15 protein-coding genes and 3 tRNA genes are annotated in these 20,613 nt (G+C 67.0%); 15 read left to right on the top strand and 3 right to left on the bottom strand.

Features of this window, described 5'->3' with window-relative positions:
• Positions 1–20 precede the first annotated feature (20 nt).
• The 5 genes from FPH17_RS02960 to FPH17_RS02940 are packed head-to-tail and all read left to right on the top strand — an operon-like array spanning position 21 to position 5,817.
• Positions 21–1,037, top strand: a complete 1,017-nt coding sequence (locus FPH17_RS02960) for a 3-isopropylmalate dehydrogenase (protein WP_154878641.1) — start codon at positions 21–23, stop codon at positions 1,035–1,037.
• A 41-nt stretch (positions 1,038–1,078) separates the two neighbouring features.
• Positions 1,079–2,584, top strand: coding sequence for a cell wall-binding repeat-containing protein (locus tag FPH17_RS02955; protein WP_238397077.1), 1,506 nt, complete (start codon positions 1,079–1,081; stop codon positions 2,582–2,584).
• Between the two features lie 41 nt (positions 2,585–2,625).
• Entirely contained in the window at positions 2,626–4,416 is a 1,791-nt protein-coding gene (locus FPH17_RS02950; RefSeq protein ID WP_154878640.1) for a DUF294 nucleotidyltransferase-like domain-containing protein, read from the top strand.
• A 1-nt stretch (position 4,417) separates the two neighbouring features.
• Positions 4,418–4,987: a 3'-5' exonuclease gene (locus FPH17_RS02945; protein WP_154878639.1), complete on the top strand. Its 570-nt coding sequence runs from the start codon at positions 4,418–4,420 to the stop codon at positions 4,985–4,987.
• Between the two features lie 38 nt (positions 4,988–5,025).
• Positions 5,026–5,817, top strand: coding sequence for a fumarylacetoacetate hydrolase family protein (locus FPH17_RS02940; RefSeq protein WP_095535166.1), 792 nt, complete (start codon positions 5,026–5,028; stop codon positions 5,815–5,817).
• Positions 5,818–5,829: 12 nt separating this feature from the next.
• Here FPH17_RS02940 and FPH17_RS02935 read toward each other — a convergent pair whose 3' ends face one another.
• Positions 5,830–6,963, bottom strand: a complete 1,134-nt coding sequence (locus tag FPH17_RS02935) for an isochorismate synthase (protein ID WP_154878638.1) — start codon at positions 6,961–6,963, stop codon at positions 5,830–5,832.
• A gap of 138 nt (positions 6,964–7,101) precedes the next feature.
• On the opposite strand from FPH17_RS02935, the gene gltX reads away from it, so the two are divergent.
• From gltX to FPH17_RS02895, 8 genes are all read left to right on the top strand, one after another.
• Positions 7,102–8,592 carry a glutamate--tRNA ligase gene (gene gltX / locus FPH17_RS02930; RefSeq protein ID WP_203085488.1) on the top strand — a complete coding sequence of 497 codons (1,491 nt, stop codon included), beginning with the start codon at positions 7,102–7,104 and terminating at the stop codon, positions 8,590–8,592.
• A 262-nt stretch (positions 8,593–8,854) separates the two neighbouring features.
• Positions 8,855–8,926, top strand: a tRNA-Gln gene (locus tag FPH17_RS02925).
• Between the two features lie 35 nt (positions 8,927–8,961).
• Positions 8,962–9,034, top strand: a tRNA-Glu gene (locus tag FPH17_RS02920).
• A gap of 207 nt (positions 9,035–9,241) precedes the next feature.
• Complete coding sequence (locus FPH17_RS02915) at positions 9,242–10,300, top strand: ABC transporter substrate-binding protein (protein WP_414437251.1); 1,059 nt, start codon at positions 9,242–9,244, stop codon at positions 10,298–10,300.
• A gap of 13 nt (positions 10,301–10,313) precedes the next feature.
• Positions 10,314–11,936, top strand: coding sequence for an ABC transporter permease (locus FPH17_RS02910; protein ID WP_154878637.1), 1,623 nt, complete (start codon positions 10,314–10,316; stop codon positions 11,934–11,936).
• Entirely contained in the window at positions 11,933–13,000 is a 1,068-nt protein-coding gene (locus tag FPH17_RS02905; protein ID WP_154878636.1) for an ABC transporter ATP-binding protein, read from the top strand. Before FPH17_RS02910 ends, FPH17_RS02905 begins: the two co-directional genes overlap by 4 nt.
• Complete coding sequence (gene chrA / locus FPH17_RS02900) at positions 12,997–14,187, top strand: chromate efflux transporter (protein ID WP_154878635.1); 1,191 nt, start codon at positions 12,997–12,999, stop codon at positions 14,185–14,187. Before FPH17_RS02905 ends, chrA begins: the two co-directional genes overlap by 4 nt.
• A gap of 89 nt (positions 14,188–14,276) precedes the next feature.
• Positions 14,277–14,349 (top strand) — tRNA-Glu (locus FPH17_RS02895).
• 306 nt (positions 14,350–14,655) lie between these two features.
• Here FPH17_RS02895 and FPH17_RS02890 read toward each other — a convergent pair.
• Positions 14,656–16,584, bottom strand: coding sequence for a purple acid phosphatase family protein (locus tag FPH17_RS02890; protein WP_167496762.1), 1,929 nt, complete (start codon positions 16,582–16,584; stop codon positions 14,656–14,658).
• 145 nt (positions 16,585–16,729) lie between these two features.
• On the opposite strand from FPH17_RS02890, the gene FPH17_RS02885 reads away from it, so the two are divergent.
• Entirely contained in the window at positions 16,730–18,418 is a 1,689-nt protein-coding gene (locus FPH17_RS02885) for an alkaline phosphatase D family protein (protein WP_154878633.1), read from the top strand.
• Between the two features lies 1 nt (position 18,419).
• Here FPH17_RS02885 and FPH17_RS02880 read toward each other — a convergent pair whose 3' ends face one another.
• Positions 18,420–19,133 (bottom strand): IclR family transcriptional regulator, encoded by a 714-nt coding sequence (locus FPH17_RS02880; RefSeq protein WP_154878632.1) that lies wholly within the window; start codon positions 19,131–19,133, stop codon positions 18,420–18,422.
• A gap of 49 nt (positions 19,134–19,182) precedes the next feature.
• On the opposite strand from FPH17_RS02880, the gene leuC reads away from it, so the two are divergent.
• The gene (gene leuC / locus FPH17_RS02875) at positions 19,183–20,604 is read left to right on the top strand and encodes a 3-isopropylmalate dehydratase large subunit (RefSeq protein ID WP_154878631.1); all 1,422 of its coding nucleotides are present in this window, start codon (positions 19,183–19,185) and stop codon (positions 20,602–20,604) included.
• Positions 20,605–20,613 lie beyond the last annotated feature (9 nt).

Below are 20,613 nucleotides of genomic sequence, written 5' to 3'. Positions count from 1 at the left end.
TGGGAAAGGAATCTCAGAAAATGAAACTGGCTGTGATTGCTGGCGACGGCATCGGGACCGAAGTCATGGCGGAGGGCCTCAAGGTGCTCCGCGCTGTCCGCAACGACGTGGAGACCACCGAGTACGACCTTGGCGCGCGCCGCTACCTCCGCAACGGCGAGTTGCTCACGGACGCGGACCTGGACAGCCTGAAGTCACACGACGCGATCCTGCTCGGGGCGGTTGGCGACCCGGCCAATGTCCCCGCAGGCGTGCTGGAGCGCGGCCTGTTGCTGCCGCTGCGGTTCAAGCTTGACCACTACGTCAATCTGCGCCCGTCGCGGTTGTTCCCGACGTCGACGAGCCCGCTGGCCAACCCCGGCGACGTGGACTTCGTCGTCGTGCGCGAGGGCACCGAGGGGCTCTACGCCGGCAACGGTGGCACGCTGCGCCAGGGCACCGACCACGAGGTGGCCTCCGAGGTCAGCCAGAACACTTACTTCGGCGTGGAGCGCGTGGTGCGCTACGCCTTCGAGCTGGCCATGACGCGGCGCAAGAAGCTCACCCTGGTGCACAAGACGAATGTGCTGGTGAACGCGGGCGGGTTGTGGCAGCGTGTCGTCGATGCGCTTGCTTCGGAGTTTCCCGAGGTTGACGTGGACTACAACCACATCGACGCCGCCACGATCTACATGGTCGATGACCCGTCGCGCTACGACGTGATCGTGACGGACAACCTGTTCGGCGACATTCTGACGGACCTCGCGGGCGCCATCACGGGCGGCGTGGGGCAGGCGTGCTCCGGCAACATCAACGCCGCGGGCGAGTTCCCCTCCATGTTCGAGCCGGTGCACGGGTCGGCGCCTGACATCGCGGGGCAGGGGATTGCGGACCCGACGGCGATGATTCTCTCCGTGGCGATGATGCTGCGCTTCCTTGGCGATGAGGAGAACGCCACGCGGATTGAGCGCGCGGTTGAGGATGAGGTGGCTGCTCGCGACGGCGGCGCGGTGCGCACCGAGGAGGTCGGAACCCGGATCGCGGCAGCACTGCAGTAATCTGTCAAGCAGCTTTAGACAGATGAAAGGTGCACTCCCGCATGAGCGTTCCCGCGATGTCCGCCAGCACGAACCGAGCCCGTAGGAAGGTCATTGGGGCGGTGGGGCTGGCCTCCAGCCTCGCCCTGACCGCGTGCGGTGAGGGCGGCATCGGCGCGGCATCCTTGCCGCAGCCCGACAAGCTGGAGACGCATGGTGCCGAGGCGATTGACGACGCCGACGGCTCCGGCGTCGAAGTGTCGCGCCGGCTTTTCGACGCTGCCGACACCGCCGTGGTGTCCGGCCCGAAACGTGAGGACCAGCTGAAGGCGGCGGCGCTCGCGGTGGACAAGGGAGCGCCGATGCTCGTGCGCTACTCAGCGACGGGCGACGCGGTGAGCGCGGAGCTGGAACGGCTCGGCGCCGACGAGGTCATCGAGGTCGGTGCGAACGCGCAGGACACCGCCGACGACGCCACCGAGCCCGTGCAGAGCGACGCGCCGGAACAGGATGTCGCCGCGATCGCCGCGCTCGATGCGCCGAACAAGAGCGAGCGCGAGCTCCCGCCGATGCTCGCCACCGCCGAGACCTCGCGCGCGGCGGCCGCGACGGCGCGCGCCGCAGGCGCTGACGTGCAGGTGGTGGCGTACCCGGATCCGCGTGTGACGTCGGAAAGCATGCGTACCGTCTCCGACCAGGACACGCTCGCGCTTGGCCTGCAGTGGGGCGGCACCGATGCGTTTGCGCGCCGCGTGGAGTTGGCGGGCAACGGCGAGCTGCCGGGCGGCGGCGGCCTGGTGTTCCCGGGGCGCAGGATGATCGCGCTCTATGGACACTCGTTCGCCCCCGAGCTGGGAGTGATGGGCGAGCAGCCGCCGCAAGAGGCTGCCGCGATGGCCAAGGACTACGCCAGCAAGTACCAGCCGTTGACCGGGGAACCGGTAATTCCGGCGTTTGAGATCATCGTGACCGTTGCGTCCAACTCGCCGGGCGAGGACGGGGACTACTCCAACGAGGCGCCCGTGGAATCGGTCGTGCCGTACATCGATGCGATCACGGAGGCGGGCGGCTACGCCGTGCTGGATCTGCAACCGGGCCAGGGCGACTTCCTCCACCAGGTGCAGATGTACGAGGAGCTGCTGAAGCGACCGAACGTCGGCCTTGCACTCGACGCCGAGTGGAAGCTCAACCCGGGCGAGGCGCCGCTGTCCCGCGTGGGCTCCGCCACCGCTGAGGAGATCAACGTTGTCGCCGATTGGCTCGCGGACCTCACTCGCGACAACAACTTGCCGCAGAAGGCGTTTGTGCTGCACCAATTCCAGGTACAGATGTTCCCCGACCGGCAGGACATCCGCACCGACCGCGACGAGCTCGCGTACGTGCTGCACGCGGACGGGCACGGCGACCCGGGGCAGAAGTTCGATACCTGGAACGTGCTGCGGGAGGGCCTGAACCCGCGCTTCTTCATGGCGTGGAAGAACTTCCTGGACGAGGACACTCCGACCTTCAGCCCGGAGCAGACGTTCAACGACGTCCAGCCCCGCCCGTGGTTTGTGAGCTACCAGTAAAGCCGCTGATATTGTGCGCTGCCCCACGCTAATGTTAGGGCATGAGCGTCGAACTTGAAGAAGTCGCGGGCTTCCTCGGCCAGCACGAGCCGTTCTCGCACCTGCCGGAGGAAGTGCTCGCCGGCCTGCCTGCGCAAATGGCAGTGACGTACGTCCGCAGGGGCGAGACGATCGTGGCGCCCGGGCAGGTCAACGACACACTCCACATCATCCGCTCCGGCGCGGTGGACATTGTCTCCGGGGACGGCGTGCTGCTGGACCGCCGCGATGCCGGCAAGAATTTCGGCTACTCCACGCTGGTCGGCGCACGGGAATCGCAGTACGGCATGGTCGCGGTGGAAGACAGTTTGCTCCTGCTGCTCCCGCGCGCGTCGTTTAGCGAGCTCCTTGCCAGCTACCCGGACCTGGGGCGATTCTTTCAGTCCGCCTCGCGCCGTGTGCGCACTGCTGCGGAGGAGGTCCGGAGGTCGAGCTCCGCGGAGGTGCTGCGCACCGAGCTGGGCCAGCTGCTCCGCGACCGCGAGCTTGCCACCGTCCACCCCGACACCTCGATTGCGGAGGCCGCCGCCGAGATGGACCGGCAGGGCGTGACGTGCCTGATCGTCGCCGATGCAAGGGGGACGCAGCGGCCCGGCATCCTGACGGACCGCGACTTGCGCTCCCGCGTCGTGGCGCGGTGCAAGGACCCGCGCGGGCCGGTGCGCGAGGTGATGACCGCGCCGGTGCGTACGATCGGTGCGGACGCCCTCGTGTTTGAGGCGATGTTGCTCATGGGCGAACTCGGCGTGCACCACCTGCCGGTCACCGGCGCGGGCGGGATCGTCGGCGTGGTGACCTCCAGCGACATTATGCGCCTGCTTCAAGCGGACCCGATCTACCTCGCCGCCGATGTGGAGCGCAGTAGCCGCTCCGACCTCGACGGTGCTTTTCGACGGGCCGCCGAGGTGTCGGCGCGATTCTTCGAGCGCGGGGCCACCGCCGCCGAGTCGCAGCGTCTGCTCACCTCGATCACTGACGCCATCACGCGGCGTCTGTGCGTCCTGGCCATCGAGGAGCTCGGCCCGCCGCCGGTCCCGTTCGCGTTCGTCGCCGTGGGCTCGCAGGCGCGCGGCGAGATGGGGCCGGCCTCGGACCAGGACAACGCGTTGGTGTTGGGCAACGCGTACGACCCGGAGGCGCACGGCGAGTACTTCGCCGCCCTCGGGAGGTTTGTTTGCCAAGGGCTCAGCGAGGCGGGGCAGGCGCAGTGCCCGGGCGAGATGATGGCGTCGAACGCGGCGTGGCGGATGACGCAGGCGCAGTGGGAGCGCACCTTCCACGGCTGGGTGACCGCGCCCGACCCCGACGCCTTGCTGCACACGCAGGTCTTCTTCGACTTCCGTACCGTGTTCGCCTCGGACGACGCGGCGCGGGCAATGGCCCGGTCGGTGCGCGAGTCCGCACTCGCGTCCGCGCACGGCTCGCGGCGGCTCCACACCCACTTGGCGGCGTTGGCCACGTTCCGCGAGCCGCCGATCGGGTTCTTCCGCGGGCTCGTCGTCGAGCGCGGTGGTGAGTACGCCTCCACCCTGGACGTGAAGCGCGGCGGGACCGCGGCGGTCGTCCAGATGGCGCGCCTGTATGCCATCGTCGCGGGGGTTGGGGAGGTGGCGACGGGGGAGCGCGTGCGGGCGTCGATAGGCACCGCCCTTTCCGAGAAGGGGGCACGCGAGCTTCTCATCGACCCGCGCGAGCTCACCGAGCGTGACCGCGCCGCGCTGCGCGACAGCTTCCGCGTGATCAAGTCGCTGCAAAACGCGCTGGCCAGCAAGTACCCGGTCCAGGCGGTGTGACATGTTTGGGTTCAGGCGAACATCACGCAGGGAGCTTGTCGACGCCGCGCTCCTGGCCGTCGACGTCGAGACCACCGGCCTGCGCCCCGGGCGCGACCAACTGGTGGCCGTCGGCTGGGTGCCGCTGGACGGGCGGGTGATCGACCTCTCGCGAGCCGAATACCACGTGCTCGCTGGCGCGCAGGTGGGCGATTCCGCCACGGTGCACGGCATCACCGACGACGACGTCGCACGCCAGGGCGAGGACCCGGCCGAGGTGTGGGCGGCGTTCGCGCGCGCGATCGACGGGCGGAAGCTGCTGGCGCACTTCTCCCAGATGGAGGCCGGGTTTCTGGGGCGCCTGGGCGGGCAGGTCACCGGCACGAAGTGGGTCCTGCGCGACAGTGAGGTGGTGGATACGATGGCGCTGGAGCGGCGCCACATGGAGCGGATGGGCACGTACCCACGCGGGGAAGATCTGCGGCTGGCACGGGTGCGGCAGCGGTACAATCTGCCGCGGTACTCAAGCCACAGCGCGCTCACGGACGCGCTGGCGTGTGCGGAACTTTACCTTGCCCTGTCTGGTGAGTGATGTATCACTGCACTATGTGTTTCGGTATGCTGGTCGGCATGCGTTTTGGACGAATTGCAACACCCGAAGGGATGACCTTCGCGGTCATCGATGACGAGGGGAAGGTGGCCAAGGCAATCGCCGGCACCCCCTACACGGACCCCGAGTACACGGGCAAGGAATACAAGCTGGAAGACGTGCGCTTGCTCGCGCCGACGCTGCCGAGCAAGATCGTGGCGGTCGGCCGCAACTACGCGGACCACGTCGCCGAGGTGTTTAAAGAATCTGCCGAGCACCTGCCGCCCACCATCTTTATCAAGCCGCCGACAGCCGTGGTGGGCCCCGGTGCGCCGATCCGCATCCCGGACTTTGCCACCGGCGTGGAGTTTGAGGGTGAGCTGGCCGTCGTCATCGGCGTGCCGTGCAAGAACGTCAAGGCGAAAGACTGGAAGTCGGTGGTGCGCGGCGTGACCATCATCAACGACGTCTCCTCGCGCGACCTCCAGTTCGCGGACGGACAGTGGGCCCGCGCCAAGGGCATCGACACTTTCGCGCCGCTCGGCCCCTGGATTGAGACGGACCTGGATAAGTTCGACTTCACGGACCTGCCCATCAAGGCCCACCTCACGCACGACGGCACCACGGAGACGAAGCAGGACTCCAACTCGAAGCAGATGATTATGAGCATCGGCGAGATGATCGAGTGGGTCACCCAGTCGTTCACGCTGTTGCCTGGCGACGTCATGGCCACCGGCTCCCCGGCGGGGACCGCGGAGATGGTGCCGGGCGACTTTATCGAGGTTGAGATCCCCGGGATCGGCTCGCTGGGCAACCCGGTTGCGAAGGCGTAGCGGCAGGCGGGCCTAGAGCCCGAGCGCGCGCATGATGGTGCGCAGCTTTGCGCTCGTCTCGTCCAGCTCCGCCTGCGGGTCGGAGTCGACGACGAGCCCGCCGCCGGCCCAGGTGCGGGCGGTGGCGCCAGCGGCGTCGACCTCGGCGCAGCGGATGGCCACCATGTACTCACCGTCGCCGTTCGCGTCGGTGTAGCCGACGGCACCGCCGTAGAAACCGCGGTCGGTCTCCGCGGTGGTGATCAGCGCCTCCGCCGCGTCGGAGGGGGTCCCACACACGGCCGGAGTGGGGTAGAGGCGCAGCGCCAAGTCCAGCGCGCTCGGCGCTGGGGCCTTGAGTACGCCGCGGATCGGGGTGGCCAGGTGCCACATCTCGCTGGTCTTCTCCAGCTCCGGGCGGTCGGGGATGTCCAGGCGCGAGCACAGCGGTGCGAGTACGCGGCGGATGTGTTCGACCACGTAGGCGTGCTCACCCAGGTCTTTCGCCGAGTTGTACAGGGCTGCGGCCGCCGCCTCGTCGGCGTCGCGGTCGTGCGGGATGCGCGCGGCCGAGCCGGCCAGCGGGCGCGAGGACACCTCCGAACCACGCCGCTTCACCAGCACCTCGGGGGAGGAACCGACAAGGAAGTGGCCGGTGCGGCCGGAGGGAGTGAGGTCCGCAATGAAGCCGTCGCGGGTGTACGACAGATCAATCAGGCGTGCGGCGACGAGCCGCGGGTCAACCGGCGGGTCGAAGGCAATGTCGACGGCGCGCGCCAAGACCACCTTGTTCAACTTGGAGGACTCGATCGTGCCGATTGCGGCCTCGATGCGGCGCAGGTGCTCCTGCGGCGAGGGGTCGAAGCTGGTCACCGACGCGCTGAGCTGGGCGCCCGGCCCCACGCGGTAGTAGGGGTGGGGCTCCAGCGTGCCGGACTCGCGCACAATCTTTTCCGGGACGGTGAGCGCGGCGGGGCAGTCCTGGTCGAACGGCAGGGCGCCGACGAGCATGTCCACGTCGCCCGCCTCGAGCGCGTCAATCGCGTCCCACGCGTCGGAGAACCGGCGTGCGGCTCCTTGGGTGCGCACAGAACCGCCCGGGCGTGAGAGCAGGAAGTCAGGTGCGCTCGCGGGGCGGAGGGAGTCGGACGCGGGGGTATGCGGCATAAGGGAAGACTTTAGCAATCGCAATGTGTGCAGCAACTCTCGGGGATTTGACGCTCGTGGTCGGGGGCGTGGGGAGGGGCGTTGAGAAGCAAATGCCTGCTAATTGACGCTGTTTGCGTCCGCGCTACTATTTACCCCATGACTGAATCTGCAATGCGCGTACGTTTCTGCCCATCGCCAACTGGTACCCCGCACGTCGGGATGGTGCGCACCGCCTTGTTCAACTGGGCGCAGGCGCGGCACAGCGGCGGCACGTTTGTCTTCCGCATCGAGGACACCGACGCCGCCCGCGACTCCGAGGAGTCCTACCGGGCGATCATAGACTCGCTGGAGTGGCTCGGCCTGAGCTGGGACGAGGGCGTCAACGTCGGCGGCCCGCACGAGCCGTACCGCCAGTCGCAGCGCATGGACATTTACAAAGATGTGCTGGACAAGCTCATCGAGGCCGGCGAAGTCTACCCCGCGTACTCCACCAACGAGGAGGTGCAGGAGCGGCACAAGGCCGCCGGCCGCGACCCGCAGCTGGGGTACGACAACTTTGACCGCGACCTGACCCAGGATCAGATCGACGCGTTTGAGGCCGAGGGCCGCAAGCCCGTGTGGCGCCTGCGCATGCCGGACCAGGACTGGACCTGGAACGACCTGGTCCGCGGCGAAGTCACGTTCAAGTCGAACACACAGCCCGACTTCGTGGTCGCCCGCTCCAACGGCGCCCCGCTGTACACGCTGGTCAACCCGGTCGACGACGCGCTGATGGGGATCACCCACGTGCTGCGCGGCGAGGACCTGCTGTCCTCCACCCCGCGACAGATCGCGCTGTACGCGGCACTGCAGCGCATCGGCGTCGCGGAGTTCACGCCCGAGTTCGGCCACCTGCCGTTCGTGATGGGGCAGGGCAACAAGAAGCTGTCCAAGCGCGACCCGGAGTCCAACCTGTTCAACCACCGCGACGCCGGCATCATCCCCGAGGGCATGATCAACTACCTCGCGCTGCTCGGCTGGTCGCTGTCCGCGGACCAGGACATCTTCTCCGTCGACGAGATGGTCAAGGCCTTCGACGTGCACGACGTGCTGGGCAACCCCGCGCGCTTTGACCAGAAGAAGCTCGAGGCCATCAACGCCGACCACATCCGCCAGCTGGACCCGGAGGACTTCCGCGATCGCCTGCGCGCCTACCTCACGGAGTACACCGATTTCCCGGCCGACTACCCGGCCGACAAGTTCGCGCTGGCCGCGGAGCTCGTGCAGACGCGCATCAAGATGCTTGGCGACGCCTACGGGCTCCTCAAGTTCCTCGTCACCCCGGACGCCGAGCTGCAGCTGAACGAGAAGGCCGCGAAGAAGAACCTCAAGGAGGACGCGGTCCAGGCGCTCGACGAGGGCATCGCCGCCCTCGAGGCGATCGACGAGTCCGCGTGGGCCACCGACGCCATCGACGCGGCGCTCAACGAGGCCCTGATCCAGAAGTTGGAGCTCAAGCCCCGCAAGGCCTTCGGCGCCCTGCGCGTGGGCATCTCCGGCGAGCAGGTCTCCCCGCCGCTGTTCGAGTCCATGGAGCTTTTGGGCAAGGAGTCCACGCTGACCCGCCTGCGCGCCGCGCGCGAGGTCACCCCGTTCACCGCCGCATAGGCGCACATTGCTTCACGACGCCCGCGTGCCAGGCCCACCGCCTACCACGCGGGTGTTGTCGTTGCATAGGGGGGGGGAGAACAGGGCAGGAGAGGGCCCGCAAAAGCACACTTACAACGGCGTGATTTAAGGTACTGAAAATGCACTTTGACCAGGCGATTTGGTATGTATAGCGCGTTCTGGTTATAGTAATCATCGTTGTTCAGAGCGAACACGGAAACAACTTCACAGGGAGTTTACTCCGGTAAGCACTGAAAAACGATGGCCTATGGTGTAATTGGCAACACAGCGGTTTCTGGTACCGCCATTCTTGGTTCGAGTCCAGGTAGGCCAGCAACAGAACTTCACCTTGTTGTTCTGTGTCCTTAAGCCCCGTTCGTCTAGTGGCCTAGGACGTCGCCCTCTCACGGCGGTAACACGGGTTCAAATCCCGTACGGGGTACAAGATACTGAGGCGGTCAGCGAGTTTGCTGGCCGCCTCAGTTTTTGCGTTTGGGAGCGGGGGAGTGGGGTCGGGGCCGTTGTGGGTCACCTGTTTGTCCCTTCGGCTGGGGCGGTGGCGTCGAGAAGCGCGAGTGCGTTCGCGCTGCGAAGTACCCGGGTCCTTGCTACGGTATTGGTCGTTAAAAATGGCCGAGTGCGAGGAACGATTGACATGCGCATGACTGCGAAAACCACCCTGACCGCCCTGTTTGCCGCGGGATCCGTGGCGGCGCTGCTGGTTGGCTGCTCCGAACCTTCCGCTGAGGATTCCACCGAGAACGGGTCCACGGCCGCGGCCGATGGCGGCGAGACCACGATCACTGTCTACACCTCCGAGCCGGAGGAGAAGGTGGACGAGATCAACCAGGCCTTTGAGAAGGCTAACCCGGACGTGAACGTGGAGGTCTACCGCGCTGGCACCGGCGACCTCACCGCGCGCCTCGAGGCGGAGAAGACCGCGGGCAGCATCGAGGCCGACATCTTCTGGGCCGCCGACGCGCCGACCTTTGAGACGTACAAGGAAGCGGGCGACCTGGCTGAGCTGAAGGACGTGGACACCTCCAAGGTGATCGAGGAGGCGCAGGACGCCGACAACATGTACGTGGGTACCCGCATCATCCCGACGGTGATTGCCTACAACACCGGCGTGTACGACCAGGGCAACGCGCCCGCCTCTTGGCAGGCGCTCACCGACCCGGAGTATCAGGGCAAGATCGTCATGCCGGACCCGTCCGTGTCCGGCGCCGCCGCGTACAACGCGACCGTGTGGAAGGGCAACGAGGAGCTGGGCGAGGAGTGGATCACCAAGCTGGGCGCGAATCAGCCGATGATTGCCAAGTCCAACGGCCCTACCTCGCAGGAGATCGCGGGCGGCGGCCACCCGGTGGGCGTCGTGGTGGACTACCTGGTGCGCGACCTGGCGGATGCGGGGTCCCCGATCGCGACGTCCTACCCGGAGGAGGGCGCGCCGTTTATCACCGAGCCCATCGCCGTGTTCAAGGACTCCGACGTGCAAGACGCCGCGCAGCGCTACATCAACTTCGTGCTCTCTGAGGAGGGCCAGAAGCTGGCGGTGGAGCAGAACTACCTGCCGGTGATTGATTCGGTGGGCACACCTGGCGACGCACCGAGCCTCAAGGACATCCCGCTGATGGAGGCCGACCTCGAGTCGGTGACCAACGACCGCGAGGACGCGGTCTCGTTCTTCCAGAACGCGGTGAAGTAGCCCGACTATTACCGTGCCCACTCCCACCTCTCGCCGTATCACCGGCGTCGGCCTCGCGCGCCTCGGCGTGTGGCTGGTCGTCGCCGCGCTGTTTCTTACCCCGCTCGCGCTCGTCGTGTCGCTCGCGCTCGGCGGCAACCAGATTCCGCTCCTGCTGGAGCAAGGCCTTGGAAAGGCGACGCTGAACTCGGCGGTGACCACATTGGCGTCGTCAGCCTTCGCGGTCCTCCTCGGCGGGGCAGTGGCCCTGCTGCTCGAGCGAACAGACGTATACGGCAAAGGCGCGCTGCGGATCCTGCTGTTGTCGCCGCTGCTCGTCCCGCCGTTTGTTGGTGCGATCTCTTGGCTGCAGCTGTTTGGCAACAACCAGGGCCTCAACGCTGTGTTCGGCCACGAAATTTGGAACCTCTACGGAGCGGACGGCGTGATCTTTCTCATGACGCTGCACTCGTACCCGCTGGTGTACGTCATCGTCGCGGCGGCGCTGCGTTCCATCCCCGCCGACTTGGAGCTCGCCGCGCGGATTAGCGGCGCCCGCAATGCCCGCGTGCTGAGGACGGTCACGCTGCCGCTGCTCGGCCCCGCGTTCCTCAGCGCGTTCACGCTGACCGCAGTGTCGAACCTGGCCGACTTTGGCATCCCATCGATCCTGGGCTCGCCCGTTCGCTTCGAAACGCTGGCGACCATGGTCTACCGCATGATGGAGTCAGGCATCGTAGCCAACCCGCTGCAGGTCGTCTCCACCATCGGCACGGTGCTGCTCGTCCTCGGGATCGTGGCGGTGGTCGCGGACTACATAGTCGCTGCCCGAGCCGCGAACACCACCCACACTGGCGCGTCGATGCCGCTGCCGCTGGGGAGGTCGCGCGCGGCGGTGTCCGTCGTCGCGTGGATCATCGCGCTGGCGCTCACCCTCGGGCCACTCATCGGCCTGACCTACCGCGCGCTGCTTCCCGCACCGGGCGTGCCGTTTACGCTGGAAAACATCTCGCTGTCGAACTTCCAGTCCACCCTGGAGAACCCGCGCGTGATCGAGGGCTTCACTAATTCGGTCACCCTCGCCCTGGGTGCTGCACTGCTGTGCGGCCTGCTTGGCTGGGCAGTCGGGTTGTTGGTCACCCGCACACGGGCGCGCTCGAACACCGCCCTGACGCTGACCGTGCTGCTCCCGACGGCGCTGCCCGGGCTGATCATCGGCGTCGGATGGGTCATCTACGGCCGCTACACCGACTTGTACAACACCCGGTGGGTGATCCTCCTTGCGTACGTGTGCGCGTTCACCGCGCTCGTGCTGCAGGCGGTGCGTGCCCCGCTGGCGTCCATGCCGGCTGCGGTGGAGGAGGCGGCGCGCATCTCCGGTGCTGGCCGGCTCCGCGCCATGCTCGATACGACCGGCCGCATGGCCATCCCCGCGGTCGTCTCCGGCGCGGTGCTGGTCGCGGTCACCGCGGTGCGGGAACTCACCGTCTCCATTTTGCTCATCGCGCCCGGCACCACCACGATCGGTGTGCAGCTGTTTAACCTGCAGCAGTCCGGCAACTACAACCAGGCGTCGGCGCTGGCGCTCATGTTCGCCGTCATCGGCATCGCCGCGCTCGCCCTGACCATCCGCAACCCAGAAAGGAGCGCCAAGTGAGCGAAATCCAGCTCGAGCACTTGACCGTGGCGTTTCCCGACGGCACCGTCGGCCTGAACAACCTCGACGCGAACGTGCAGAGCGGCGAGTTCCTCGCGCTCGTCGGCCCCTCCGGCTCTGGTAAGACGACGCTGCTGCGCACCCTCGCCGGCTTCCTCAGCCCCACCTCCGGCACGATCCGCATCGGTGGCCGCGACGTGTCCGCCGTGCCGCCGGAGCACCGCAACATGGGCATGGTTTTCCAGCAGCACGCGGTCTGGCCGCACATGACGGTGGAGGCCAACGTGGCCTACCCCCTCAAGCAGGCCAAGGTGCCCGCGTCGCAGCGCCGCAGCAGGGTCGAAGAGGTGCTCGAGCTCGTCGGCCTGGCGGGGTACGGCGCGCGCAAACCGGACTCGCTGTCGGGCGGCCAGCGCCAGCGCGTCGCACTCGCCCGCGCCATCGTCGCGCGGCCGAGCGTGTTGCTTCTCGACGAAGCCCTGTCCGCCCTCGACGAACCCCTCCGCGATGGCCTGCGGCGCGAGCTCGTTGCGCTCACGCGCACGCACAACCTCACGACAGTTCACGTCACCCATGACCGGAAGGAAGCGCTGGCGATCGCCGACCGCATTGCGGTCCTGCGCGACGGGGTCATCGAACAGATCGCTGCCCCGGCGGACCTGCTCGCGCGGCCGGCGTCGGCGTGGGTGGCGTCGTTTATGGGCGACGCTACCGTGCTGCCGGGGCGGATCCGTGGGGGACAGGTGCTCGTGGAAAGCCTTCCCGAGCTGTCCTGGCCTGCCGAGCACTCGGGCACCGCCGCGCCGGACGGAACCGAAGTCGAGGTGGCAGTCCGGCCATCCATGGTCCACCTCGACGGTGCCGGACACGATGGCGTGACCGCGACGATGATCGTGACATCCGCGCTCTACGAGCGCGACGGCTACTCGGTCTCGCTGCGCGCGGGCGACCACGAGTTCCGCGCCTTCGCCCCCGGCAGCGCACGCCCCGAGATCGACACCGCCGCAGTGGTCCGCATCGACCCACCGCTGGTCTTCACGCCTACGGAAAGGGAGCAGGAGTGAACCAACGTGGCAGCGTCGCCGAGGTATTCGGTGCCTTCCTCAAACTCGGCTGCACCTCCTTCGGCGGACCCGTGGCGCACCTCGGCTACTTCCGCGACGAGTTCATCGAGCGCCGGAAGTGGCTCTCGGACTCCGAGTACGCCGACCTCGTCGCGCTCTGCCAATTCCTCCCCGGTCCCGCCTCCAGCCAGGTCGGCATGGCGCTCGGCCTCCGCCGGGCAGGGTACCTGGGCATGGCGGCGGCGTGGGCGGCCTTCACGTTGCCGTCGGCAATCGCCCTGATGTGCTTCGCTCTGGGGCTCGCCACGCTTGACGACGCCACCCACGCCGGCTGGCTCACCGGGATGAAAGCCGCCGCCGTGGCAGTGGTTGCGCACGCGGTGATTGGGATGGCGGGTTCGCTGGTGACGGACGCGTGGCGCGCGCTGATTGCGGTGGCCGCGATGGTGCTGGTCCTCCTCGTGCCGAGCCCCTGGGTCCAGGTGGCCGCGATCCTCGTCGGCGCAGCGGCCGGGTTCGGTTTGCTGCGCGGGGAGGGCGGTACGGGAGGCGTCGCGCCTCGTGACCGCGCCGTGTACCAGCAGTCCAAAGGCGTGGGCGTGACGTGCCTGGCGCTGTTCGCTGGGCTGCTGGTCGCGCTGCCGTTGATTGCTCGGGGCGGCGACGTCGGCCTCGGCATCGTGGATACCTTCTACCGCGCTGGCGCCCTCGTCTTCGGCGGCGGGCACGTGGTGCTGCCGCTGTTGGAACAGGCCGTGGTGCCGAACGGGCTCGTGGGCGAGGACGTCTTCCTCGCCGGCTACGGTGCCGCGCAGGCGGTGCCTGGGCCGCTGTTCACGTTTGCCTCATTCCTCGGTGCGAGCGCACACGGCATCCACTGGGCGCTGGGCTCGGTCCTGGCCACGGTGGCGATCTTTCTGCCCGCTGCGCTCCTCGTGGCGGGGGCGATGCCGTTTTGGGACCAGCTGCGTGCCCACCCGACGAGCCGCAGAGTGCTCGCCGGCGCGAACGCCGCGGTAGTGGGAATCCTGGCGGCGGCGCTGTACACGCCGGTGTTTACGTCGGGGATTAGCGGGCCCGCGACGATGGCGCTCGCTGCCGTCGCGTTCGTTGCGCTGCGGTCATGGAAGGCCCCGGCGTGGGCCGTTGTGATCGGCGCGGCGCTAGTCGGGTTTATCGCCTTGTGATCCGCGCGAAAAATGCGCGACGAGCTGGCGATTTGCTAAGTGGTAGGGTCTGCCTTTATTGTTTACAAAGTCGCAAGGACAGCGAACGAGCCCCGTTCGTCTAGTGGCCTAGGACGTCGCCCTCTCACGGCGGTAACACGGGTTCAAATCCCGTACGGGGTACAACGTAGCCGGACCGTTTTTCACCACAGCGTGGAAGCCGGTCCGGTTTTGTCGTGTAGCCCGTACCTGGCCCGGCGTGCCGGCGGGGTGCAGCTTGGGCTGTTTGACGAAGACAGGTTGACGAGATCACGGAATTTTTCCAGCGTCTTCGTCACGGGGTTCTCGTCAACTGGGCGCCGTCGGAGCGGCTCCGGAATTACACACCCCTGCCTGGACGTCGCCGATTCCGGGCACTACATACACAATGCGCCGCCCCCGGCCCCTCGTGGAGGCAGGCGGCGGCGCAGAGCGGCAATGGCCGTTGAGCTAGATGTTGAAGTAGTTGCGGATCTGCTGCACCAGGTCGGGGTACTGGTGGGCGAAGATGCCGGCGATGACGGCGAGCAGAGAAGCGAACACGCCGAGCGCGAGCAGGACGGCGCCGGCGACGCTGCTGCCGCTCGATGCGCCTTCGGTGTCATCGCTCGGCTTCTCGCTTGGCTGCTGGTCCGGCTTCTCAGTGGGCTCGGCGGTGGTGGTCACCGTGGCGTGTGCGGTGGTGGCGACGGTTTTCTCTACCGTCTCCTTGACGGTTTCCTTCGCGGTGGAGGCGACCTCCTCCGTGCGCGTGATGGTGGTGGGCACCAGCTTGGTGGTGGTTTTCTCCACTTCCTCGCGCACGGTCGTCGGGACCGCAGTAGTCACCGTGGTCGGGGCTGGGGAGCCCTTGGTGATCGTGGTCGGGACCTCGGTGGTCTTGTCCACCGTCTGCGTCGTGGTGACCGGCTTTTCCACGGTGGTGGTGACCACGGTGGTCTTCGGCTCCTGCGCGGAAGTGGTCCCTGCGGTCGTTGTCTCGGCCGGGCTGGTCTTGCCCGTGGTCGGCGTCGCCTGCGCGGAGGTCGTGGTCTCGGACGGCTTGGCCGGGGTAGTGGTCTCCTCCGGCTTCGCCGCGTCCTTCTTCTGCAGCGTGACTTGATCGACCGTGTACGGGGTGTTGATGTTGTAAGTGGTCAGCTTCAGGGACTCCGGGGAGACATCGATGCTGGTGTAGTCCGGGTTGTAGTCCTGGCGCCAGCGGGCCGTGGACTTGTGCGCAAGGTCCGTCGCGCGCTCCTCGCGGATGCGCGGGTGCTTCTCCTTGTTCTCGTCCTGGAAGTCGTAGTACTTGCCACCGGTCGCGGTGGTGGAGGTGACGTAGAGGACCTGGTTCTCGTCCGGAATGAGTACGTCCCCGGCCTTCGCCGCGCCTTCAGGGACGACGGGGTCGGCGCCGTTCATGAGGTGGGTGCGGGTGTAGATGTGGTCGTGGCCGCTGAGGACGAGGTCCACGCCGGCGCTGGACAGCTCTGGGGTGAGCTCGTTGCGCATACGCACGACGTCGTCGTCGGTGTAGTGGGTGCCCTGGGAGAACGGCGCCTGGTGAATGCCGGCGATCACCCAGTCCGCGTCCTTGCCCTGCTCGGCGATGGTCTTCTTGACAAACTCCGCGTGCTTCTGAATGTCTTCGCTGGAGCTGCGGTTGCCGTCCAGGCCGATGAACAACACGTTGTTGTAGGTGAAGAAGTAGTCGGTGGTGTCGGCGTCCTCGTTGGGGAGGTAGAAGCCGTCGTAGAAGATGCTGGCCGGGGCGTAGGTCTCGTGGTTGCCGCGCAGCACGGCGAGGCGGTACTCCTTGAGCTTCTCCGGAGCCAGGAACGCCTTCATCTGCTGGTTCGGCGCACCCCAGCCCTCGATCTGGTCGCCCAGGTGCATGATGAATGCGGAATCCGGGTGCTCAGAGGTGGCGGTAGTGACTGCCTTGTCCCAGGCGGCGGCCTGCTCATCGATCTTGGTGTCCACACCGATCTGCGCGTCGGCGAACGCGAGGAAGTTCCAGGAATCCGACTCCTCGCCGGTGGTGAAGGTCGCCTCATCGGTCCAACCGATCCTGTCGCTGCCAATGCGGTAGGTGTACTCAGTCTTCGGCTCGAGGTTGGTCATCAGCGCCTCACGGGGGCCCTCTTCCGACGTCACGCTCTGCTTCGACGACGGATCGTCGCTCTTCCAGTACTCGAGGTACTGCTCGCCGAGTCGCGCGGACTGCCAAGCGACGTTCGCCTGGGTCTCGTCAGCGCCGATACCGAGGGCGACGCGGTCGACCGCATTGGTCGCGGCGTGCGCCGTGGGCACTGCGACGGGAGCGGCGAAGAGGGACACTGTAAGTGCGGCTGCGAGTGCGCCGCGGCGGGCGGGGGAACGGTGGGGAGTACGCATGAAGGCCATGGTCCTTTACTTAACCTGAAGGTTCTGAACAGGTGGTTACGAGCAAAGCAGCGGAAAGCTGAAATTCAAGTGAACAATAACTTACTTTGCGCTGTTCGTCTTGCGGAGGCGTGAGCCTTGGGTAAAAGTAGCGGTCATGAGCTCAGAGTTTCGTGTGAATCGTCGCGTCGTCCTGCAGGCGGCCGCAGCGTCTGCTGCCGCCGCTGCTGTGGGGGCCACCGGGGCGTACGCCGCCCGCACCGGTACCGTCTCCACCCCGGAAACACCCACCACTGCGGACCAGTGGGGCTTGCCGTTCCTGCACGGTGTCGCGTCTGGTGACCCGCTGCCGGACCGGGTCGTGCTCTGGACGCGCGTCACCCCGTCGCGCGAGGCGCTACCGGGCTCCGGCCTGGGCGAAGACGTGGAGCTGGAGTGGCAGCTGGACACCTCTGAGGACTTCAAGAAGCCGAAGACGGGCTCCGTCATGGCGGTGGCGTCGTCGGACCACACCGTGCACGTGGACCCGACCGGACTGAAGCCGGAGACGGAGTACTTCTACCGCTTTGTCGTGAAAAGCGGCGAGCACGAGGGAGCGATCTCTCCGGTTGGGCGCGCGCTGACGGCGCCGAAGGAGGACGCGGACCTGGACCAGCTCAACCTGGCTATCGCCTCCTGTGCCAACTGGGAATCCGGGTACTTCCAGGCGTATGCGGACATGGCCGAGCGCGGACGCAGTGGCGAGATCGACCACGTGGTCTTCTTGGGCGACTACATCTACGAGTACCCCACGGGCGAGTACGCGGGCAAGAGCGGTGTCGCCCGTATGCACCACCCGGAGTGGGAGATCACCACGCTGGAGGACTACCGCCAGCGCTACGGGCGCTACCGTACGGACCTCAACCTGCAGGCGGCGCACGCGGCCTGTCCGTGGATCGTGGTGTGGGACGACCACGAGGTGGCCAACAACAACTGGCGCGAAGGCGCGGAGAACCACACGGACGGCCGCGAGGAAGGGCAGTTTGATGAACGTCGCGACGCCGCGATGCAGGCCTATTTTGAGTGGCTTCCGGTTCGCACGGAATCCCTGTCGGGAGAGCGTCGAATCTATCGCCGTTTCAACTTTGGCAAGCTCGCGCAGCTGACCATGATGGACCTGCGCACCTACCGCGACGAGGAGTCCGGCAGCGACCAATTCGACGATCCAGATCGCACGATGCTGGGCAGCGAGCAGTTCAATTGGCTCGCCGAGCAGCTGCAGGAATCCAATGCCCGCTGGGACGTGCTGGGCAACTCGGTGATGATTTCCCCGATGCGCTTTGTCACCATCGCGGACAACGACAAGGCGAATGAAGCCGTTGGGTTCATTAGGGAGCGCTCCACCGGTATCGCGGTCAATTCGGACCAGTGGGACGGCTACGCTGCCGAGCGCAACCGCCTGCTCACGATGCTGGACGAGCAGGAGAGCAATGTCTTGTTCCTCACCGGCGACATCCACTCCGAGTGGGCGAACTCAATCTCCTCGACCTACGGCGAGATCGGCTGCGAGATGGTTACCACCTCCATCTCGGCGCCCAACGTGGACGAGATTCTCACCAGCGCGTTTGGCACCTACCACGAAGAGGACAACTCCACCTCGCTGCTGGTGGAGAAGGTCATTCGTGACAACAACCCGTGGGTCAAGCACATCGATTTTGACGGGCACGGGTACGGGGTCGCCAGCATCCACCACGACTACGTCGACATGCTCTACTACCGCGTGTCCGACGTCGAGGACCCGGACGCCACCGTGTCGCTCGCACACGAGCAGCAGTGGCGCATCGGCGAGGGCTTCGTCGAGGCCTAACCTAGAGGGCGGCCTCGAGCCGGCCGCGGGCGCTTAAGAGCTCCGCGCCCCACTTGTCGGCGGGGCTGGGGGAGAACCGCTCCGCCGGGCCGGAGACAGAGAGCACCGCGATAATCGAGCCGTCGGGGTCGCGCACCGGCGTCGAGACGGACGCGAGGCCGACCTCGCGCTCGGCGACGGACTCTGCCAAGCCCGTCTCGCGCACGGAGTCCAGTTCGGAGGTGGGGAACGGGGTGGCGTCGATAAGCGCATGTGCGGCGTAGACTCGCGCGGCCGATCCTGCGGTGAGCGAGAGCTGCGAGCCGACCGGCACGGTGTAGGTCAGGCCGGCCGCGGGTTCCTCGGCGGCGATGCACGTGCGGGTGTCGCCGGTGAGCTCGTAGAGCTGGACCGCCTCGCCGGTCGTGGCGACGAGTTCGCGCATGATGGGCGACGCCGCGCTGAGCAGCCGCGGCGGCGTACCCGAAGAGAACGACTCGAGCGCGGGGCCCACCGTCCAGGCTCCCGTGTCGGTGCGCGCGAGGATGTGGTGGACCTCGAGTGCGGTGGCAATGCGGTGGGTGGTGGCCCTGGGCAGCCCCGTGTCCTCGCTGAGTTGCGCGAGGGTCTTGTCGCCCCGCGCGACCGAGCGGACGATTGCTACGGAACGGTCGAGCACTTTGATGCCGGAGTCTTCGCTATACTGTCTCACGTAATGGATAGTAGCATCTCGCATTTTGGGAAGCAGCGCTTCTCGACGGTGCGTTGACCCAAGGAGGATCACCATGGAGCAACAGCCCCTGACGCTGGCAGAAAAAGTGTGGAACGACCACGTCGTTTCCGCAGGCAAGGGCGACGAGCCCGACCTTATCTACATCGACTTCCAGCTGCTCCACGAGGTCACCTCCCCACAAGCGTTTGACGGCCTGCGCATGGCGGGGCGCACCATGCGCCACCCCGAACTGCACCTGGCCACCGAGGACCACAACGTACCCACTGAAGGCATTGTGAACGGCAACCTGCTTGAGATCGCCGAGCCCACGTCGCGCACCCAGGTGGAGACGCTGCGCAAGAACTGCGAGGAATTCGGCGTGAGGCTGCACCCGATGGGCGACGTCAAGCAGGGGATCGTCCACACAGTTGGCCCGCAGCTGGGAATCACCCAGCCCGGCATGACGATTGTGTGCGGCGACTCGCACACCTCGACGCACGGCGCGTTCGGCTCCATCGCCATGGGCATCGGCACCAGCGAGGTCGAGCACGTGATGGCGACGCAAACCCTGTCGCTCAAACCGTTTAAGACGATGGCCGTCGAGGTCACCGGCGAGCTCGCCGAGGGCGTGAGCGCGAAGGACCTGATTCTGGCCATCATCGCCAAGATCGGCACCGGTGGTGGGCAGGGCCACATCATTGAGTACCGCGGCGAGGCGATCCGCAAGCTGTCGATGGAAGCGCGCATGACCATCTGCAACATGTCCATCGAGGCGGGCGCGCGTGCGGGCATGGTCGCCCCGGACGAGACGACGTTCGAATACGTTAAGGGCCGCGAGTACGCGCCGAAGGGCGCCGACTGGGACGCGGCCGTCGAGTACTGGAAGACGCTGCCCACGGACGAGGGCGCCACCTTTGACACCGTCGTCGAGATCGACGGCTCGGCGCTCACCCCGTTTGTCACCTGGGGCACGAACCCCGGCCAGGGCCTCCCGCTGGGCGAACACGTGCCGGACCCGGAGGACTTCACCGACGACAGCTCGAAGCAGGCCGCCGAGAAGGCGCTCGCGTACATGGAACTCACCCCGGGCACGCCGCTGCGCGACATCTCCATCGACACCGTCTTCCTCGGCTCCTGCACCAACGCGCGCATCGAGGACCTGCGCGCCGCCGCCGAGGTCGTGCGCGGCCGACGCATTGCCGACGGCACCCGCATGCTCGTTGTGCCGTCGTCCACACTGGTCAAGCAGCAGGCCGAAGAGGAGGGCCTGGACGCGGTCTTCACCGAGTTCGGCGCGGAGTGGCGCACCGCCGGCTGCTCGATGTGCCTGGGGATGAACCCGGACCAGCTGGCGCCGGGGGAGCGGTCGGCGTCGACAAGCAACCGCAACTTTGAGGGCCGCCAGGGCCCCGGCGGGCGCACCCACCTGGTCTCGCCGCTGGTGGCCGCCGCGACTGCGGTGACCGGGCACCTGGCCAGCCCCGCGGATCTTTAAGCTCACCAG

This window comes from Corynebacterium gottingense, assembly GCF_007559235.1.
Taxonomy (GTDB): domain Bacteria; phylum Actinomycetota; class Actinomycetes; order Mycobacteriales; family Mycobacteriaceae; genus Corynebacterium; species Corynebacterium gottingense.
This window is presented reverse-complemented; position numbering and strand designations above follow the sequence as displayed.

Excerpts from the sequence above, each read along its gene's own strand:
- FPH17_RS02950 (WP_154878640.1), top strand. The coding sequence starts at position 2,626 with ATGAGCGTCGAACTTGAAGAAGTCGCGGGCTTCCTCGGCCAGCACGAG.
- gltX (WP_203085488.1), top strand. The coding sequence starts at position 7,102 with ATGACTGAATCTGCAATGCGCGTACGTTTCTGCCCATCGCCAACTGGT.
- FPH17_RS02960 (WP_154878641.1), top strand. The coding sequence starts at position 21 with ATGAAACTGGCTGTGATTGCTGGCGACGGCATCGGGACCGAAGTCATG.
- FPH17_RS02890 (WP_167496762.1), bottom strand. The coding sequence starts at position 16,584 with ATGCGTACTCCCCACCGTTCCCCCGCCCGCCGCGGCGCACTCGCAGCC.
- FPH17_RS02940 (WP_095535166.1), top strand. The coding sequence starts at position 5,026 with ATGCGTTTTGGACGAATTGCAACACCCGAAGGGATGACCTTCGCGGTC.
- FPH17_RS02880 (WP_154878632.1), bottom strand. The coding sequence starts at position 19,133 with ATGCGAGATGCTACTATCCATTACGTGAGACAGTATAGCGAAGACTCC.
- FPH17_RS02955 (WP_238397077.1), top strand. The coding sequence starts at position 1,079 with ATGAGCGTTCCCGCGATGTCCGCCAGCACGAACCGAGCCCGTAGGAAG.
- FPH17_RS02935 (WP_154878638.1), bottom strand. The coding sequence starts at position 6,963 with ATGCCGCATACCCCCGCGTCCGACTCCCTCCGCCCCGCGAGCGCACCT.
- leuC (WP_154878631.1), top strand. The coding sequence starts at position 19,183 with ATGGAGCAACAGCCCCTGACGCTGGCAGAAAAAGTGTGGAACGACCAC.
- FPH17_RS02945 (WP_154878639.1), top strand. The coding sequence starts at position 4,418 with ATGTTTGGGTTCAGGCGAACATCACGCAGGGAGCTTGTCGACGCCGCG.
- FPH17_RS02885 (WP_154878633.1), top strand. The coding sequence starts at position 16,730 with ATGAGCTCAGAGTTTCGTGTGAATCGTCGCGTCGTCCTGCAGGCGGCC.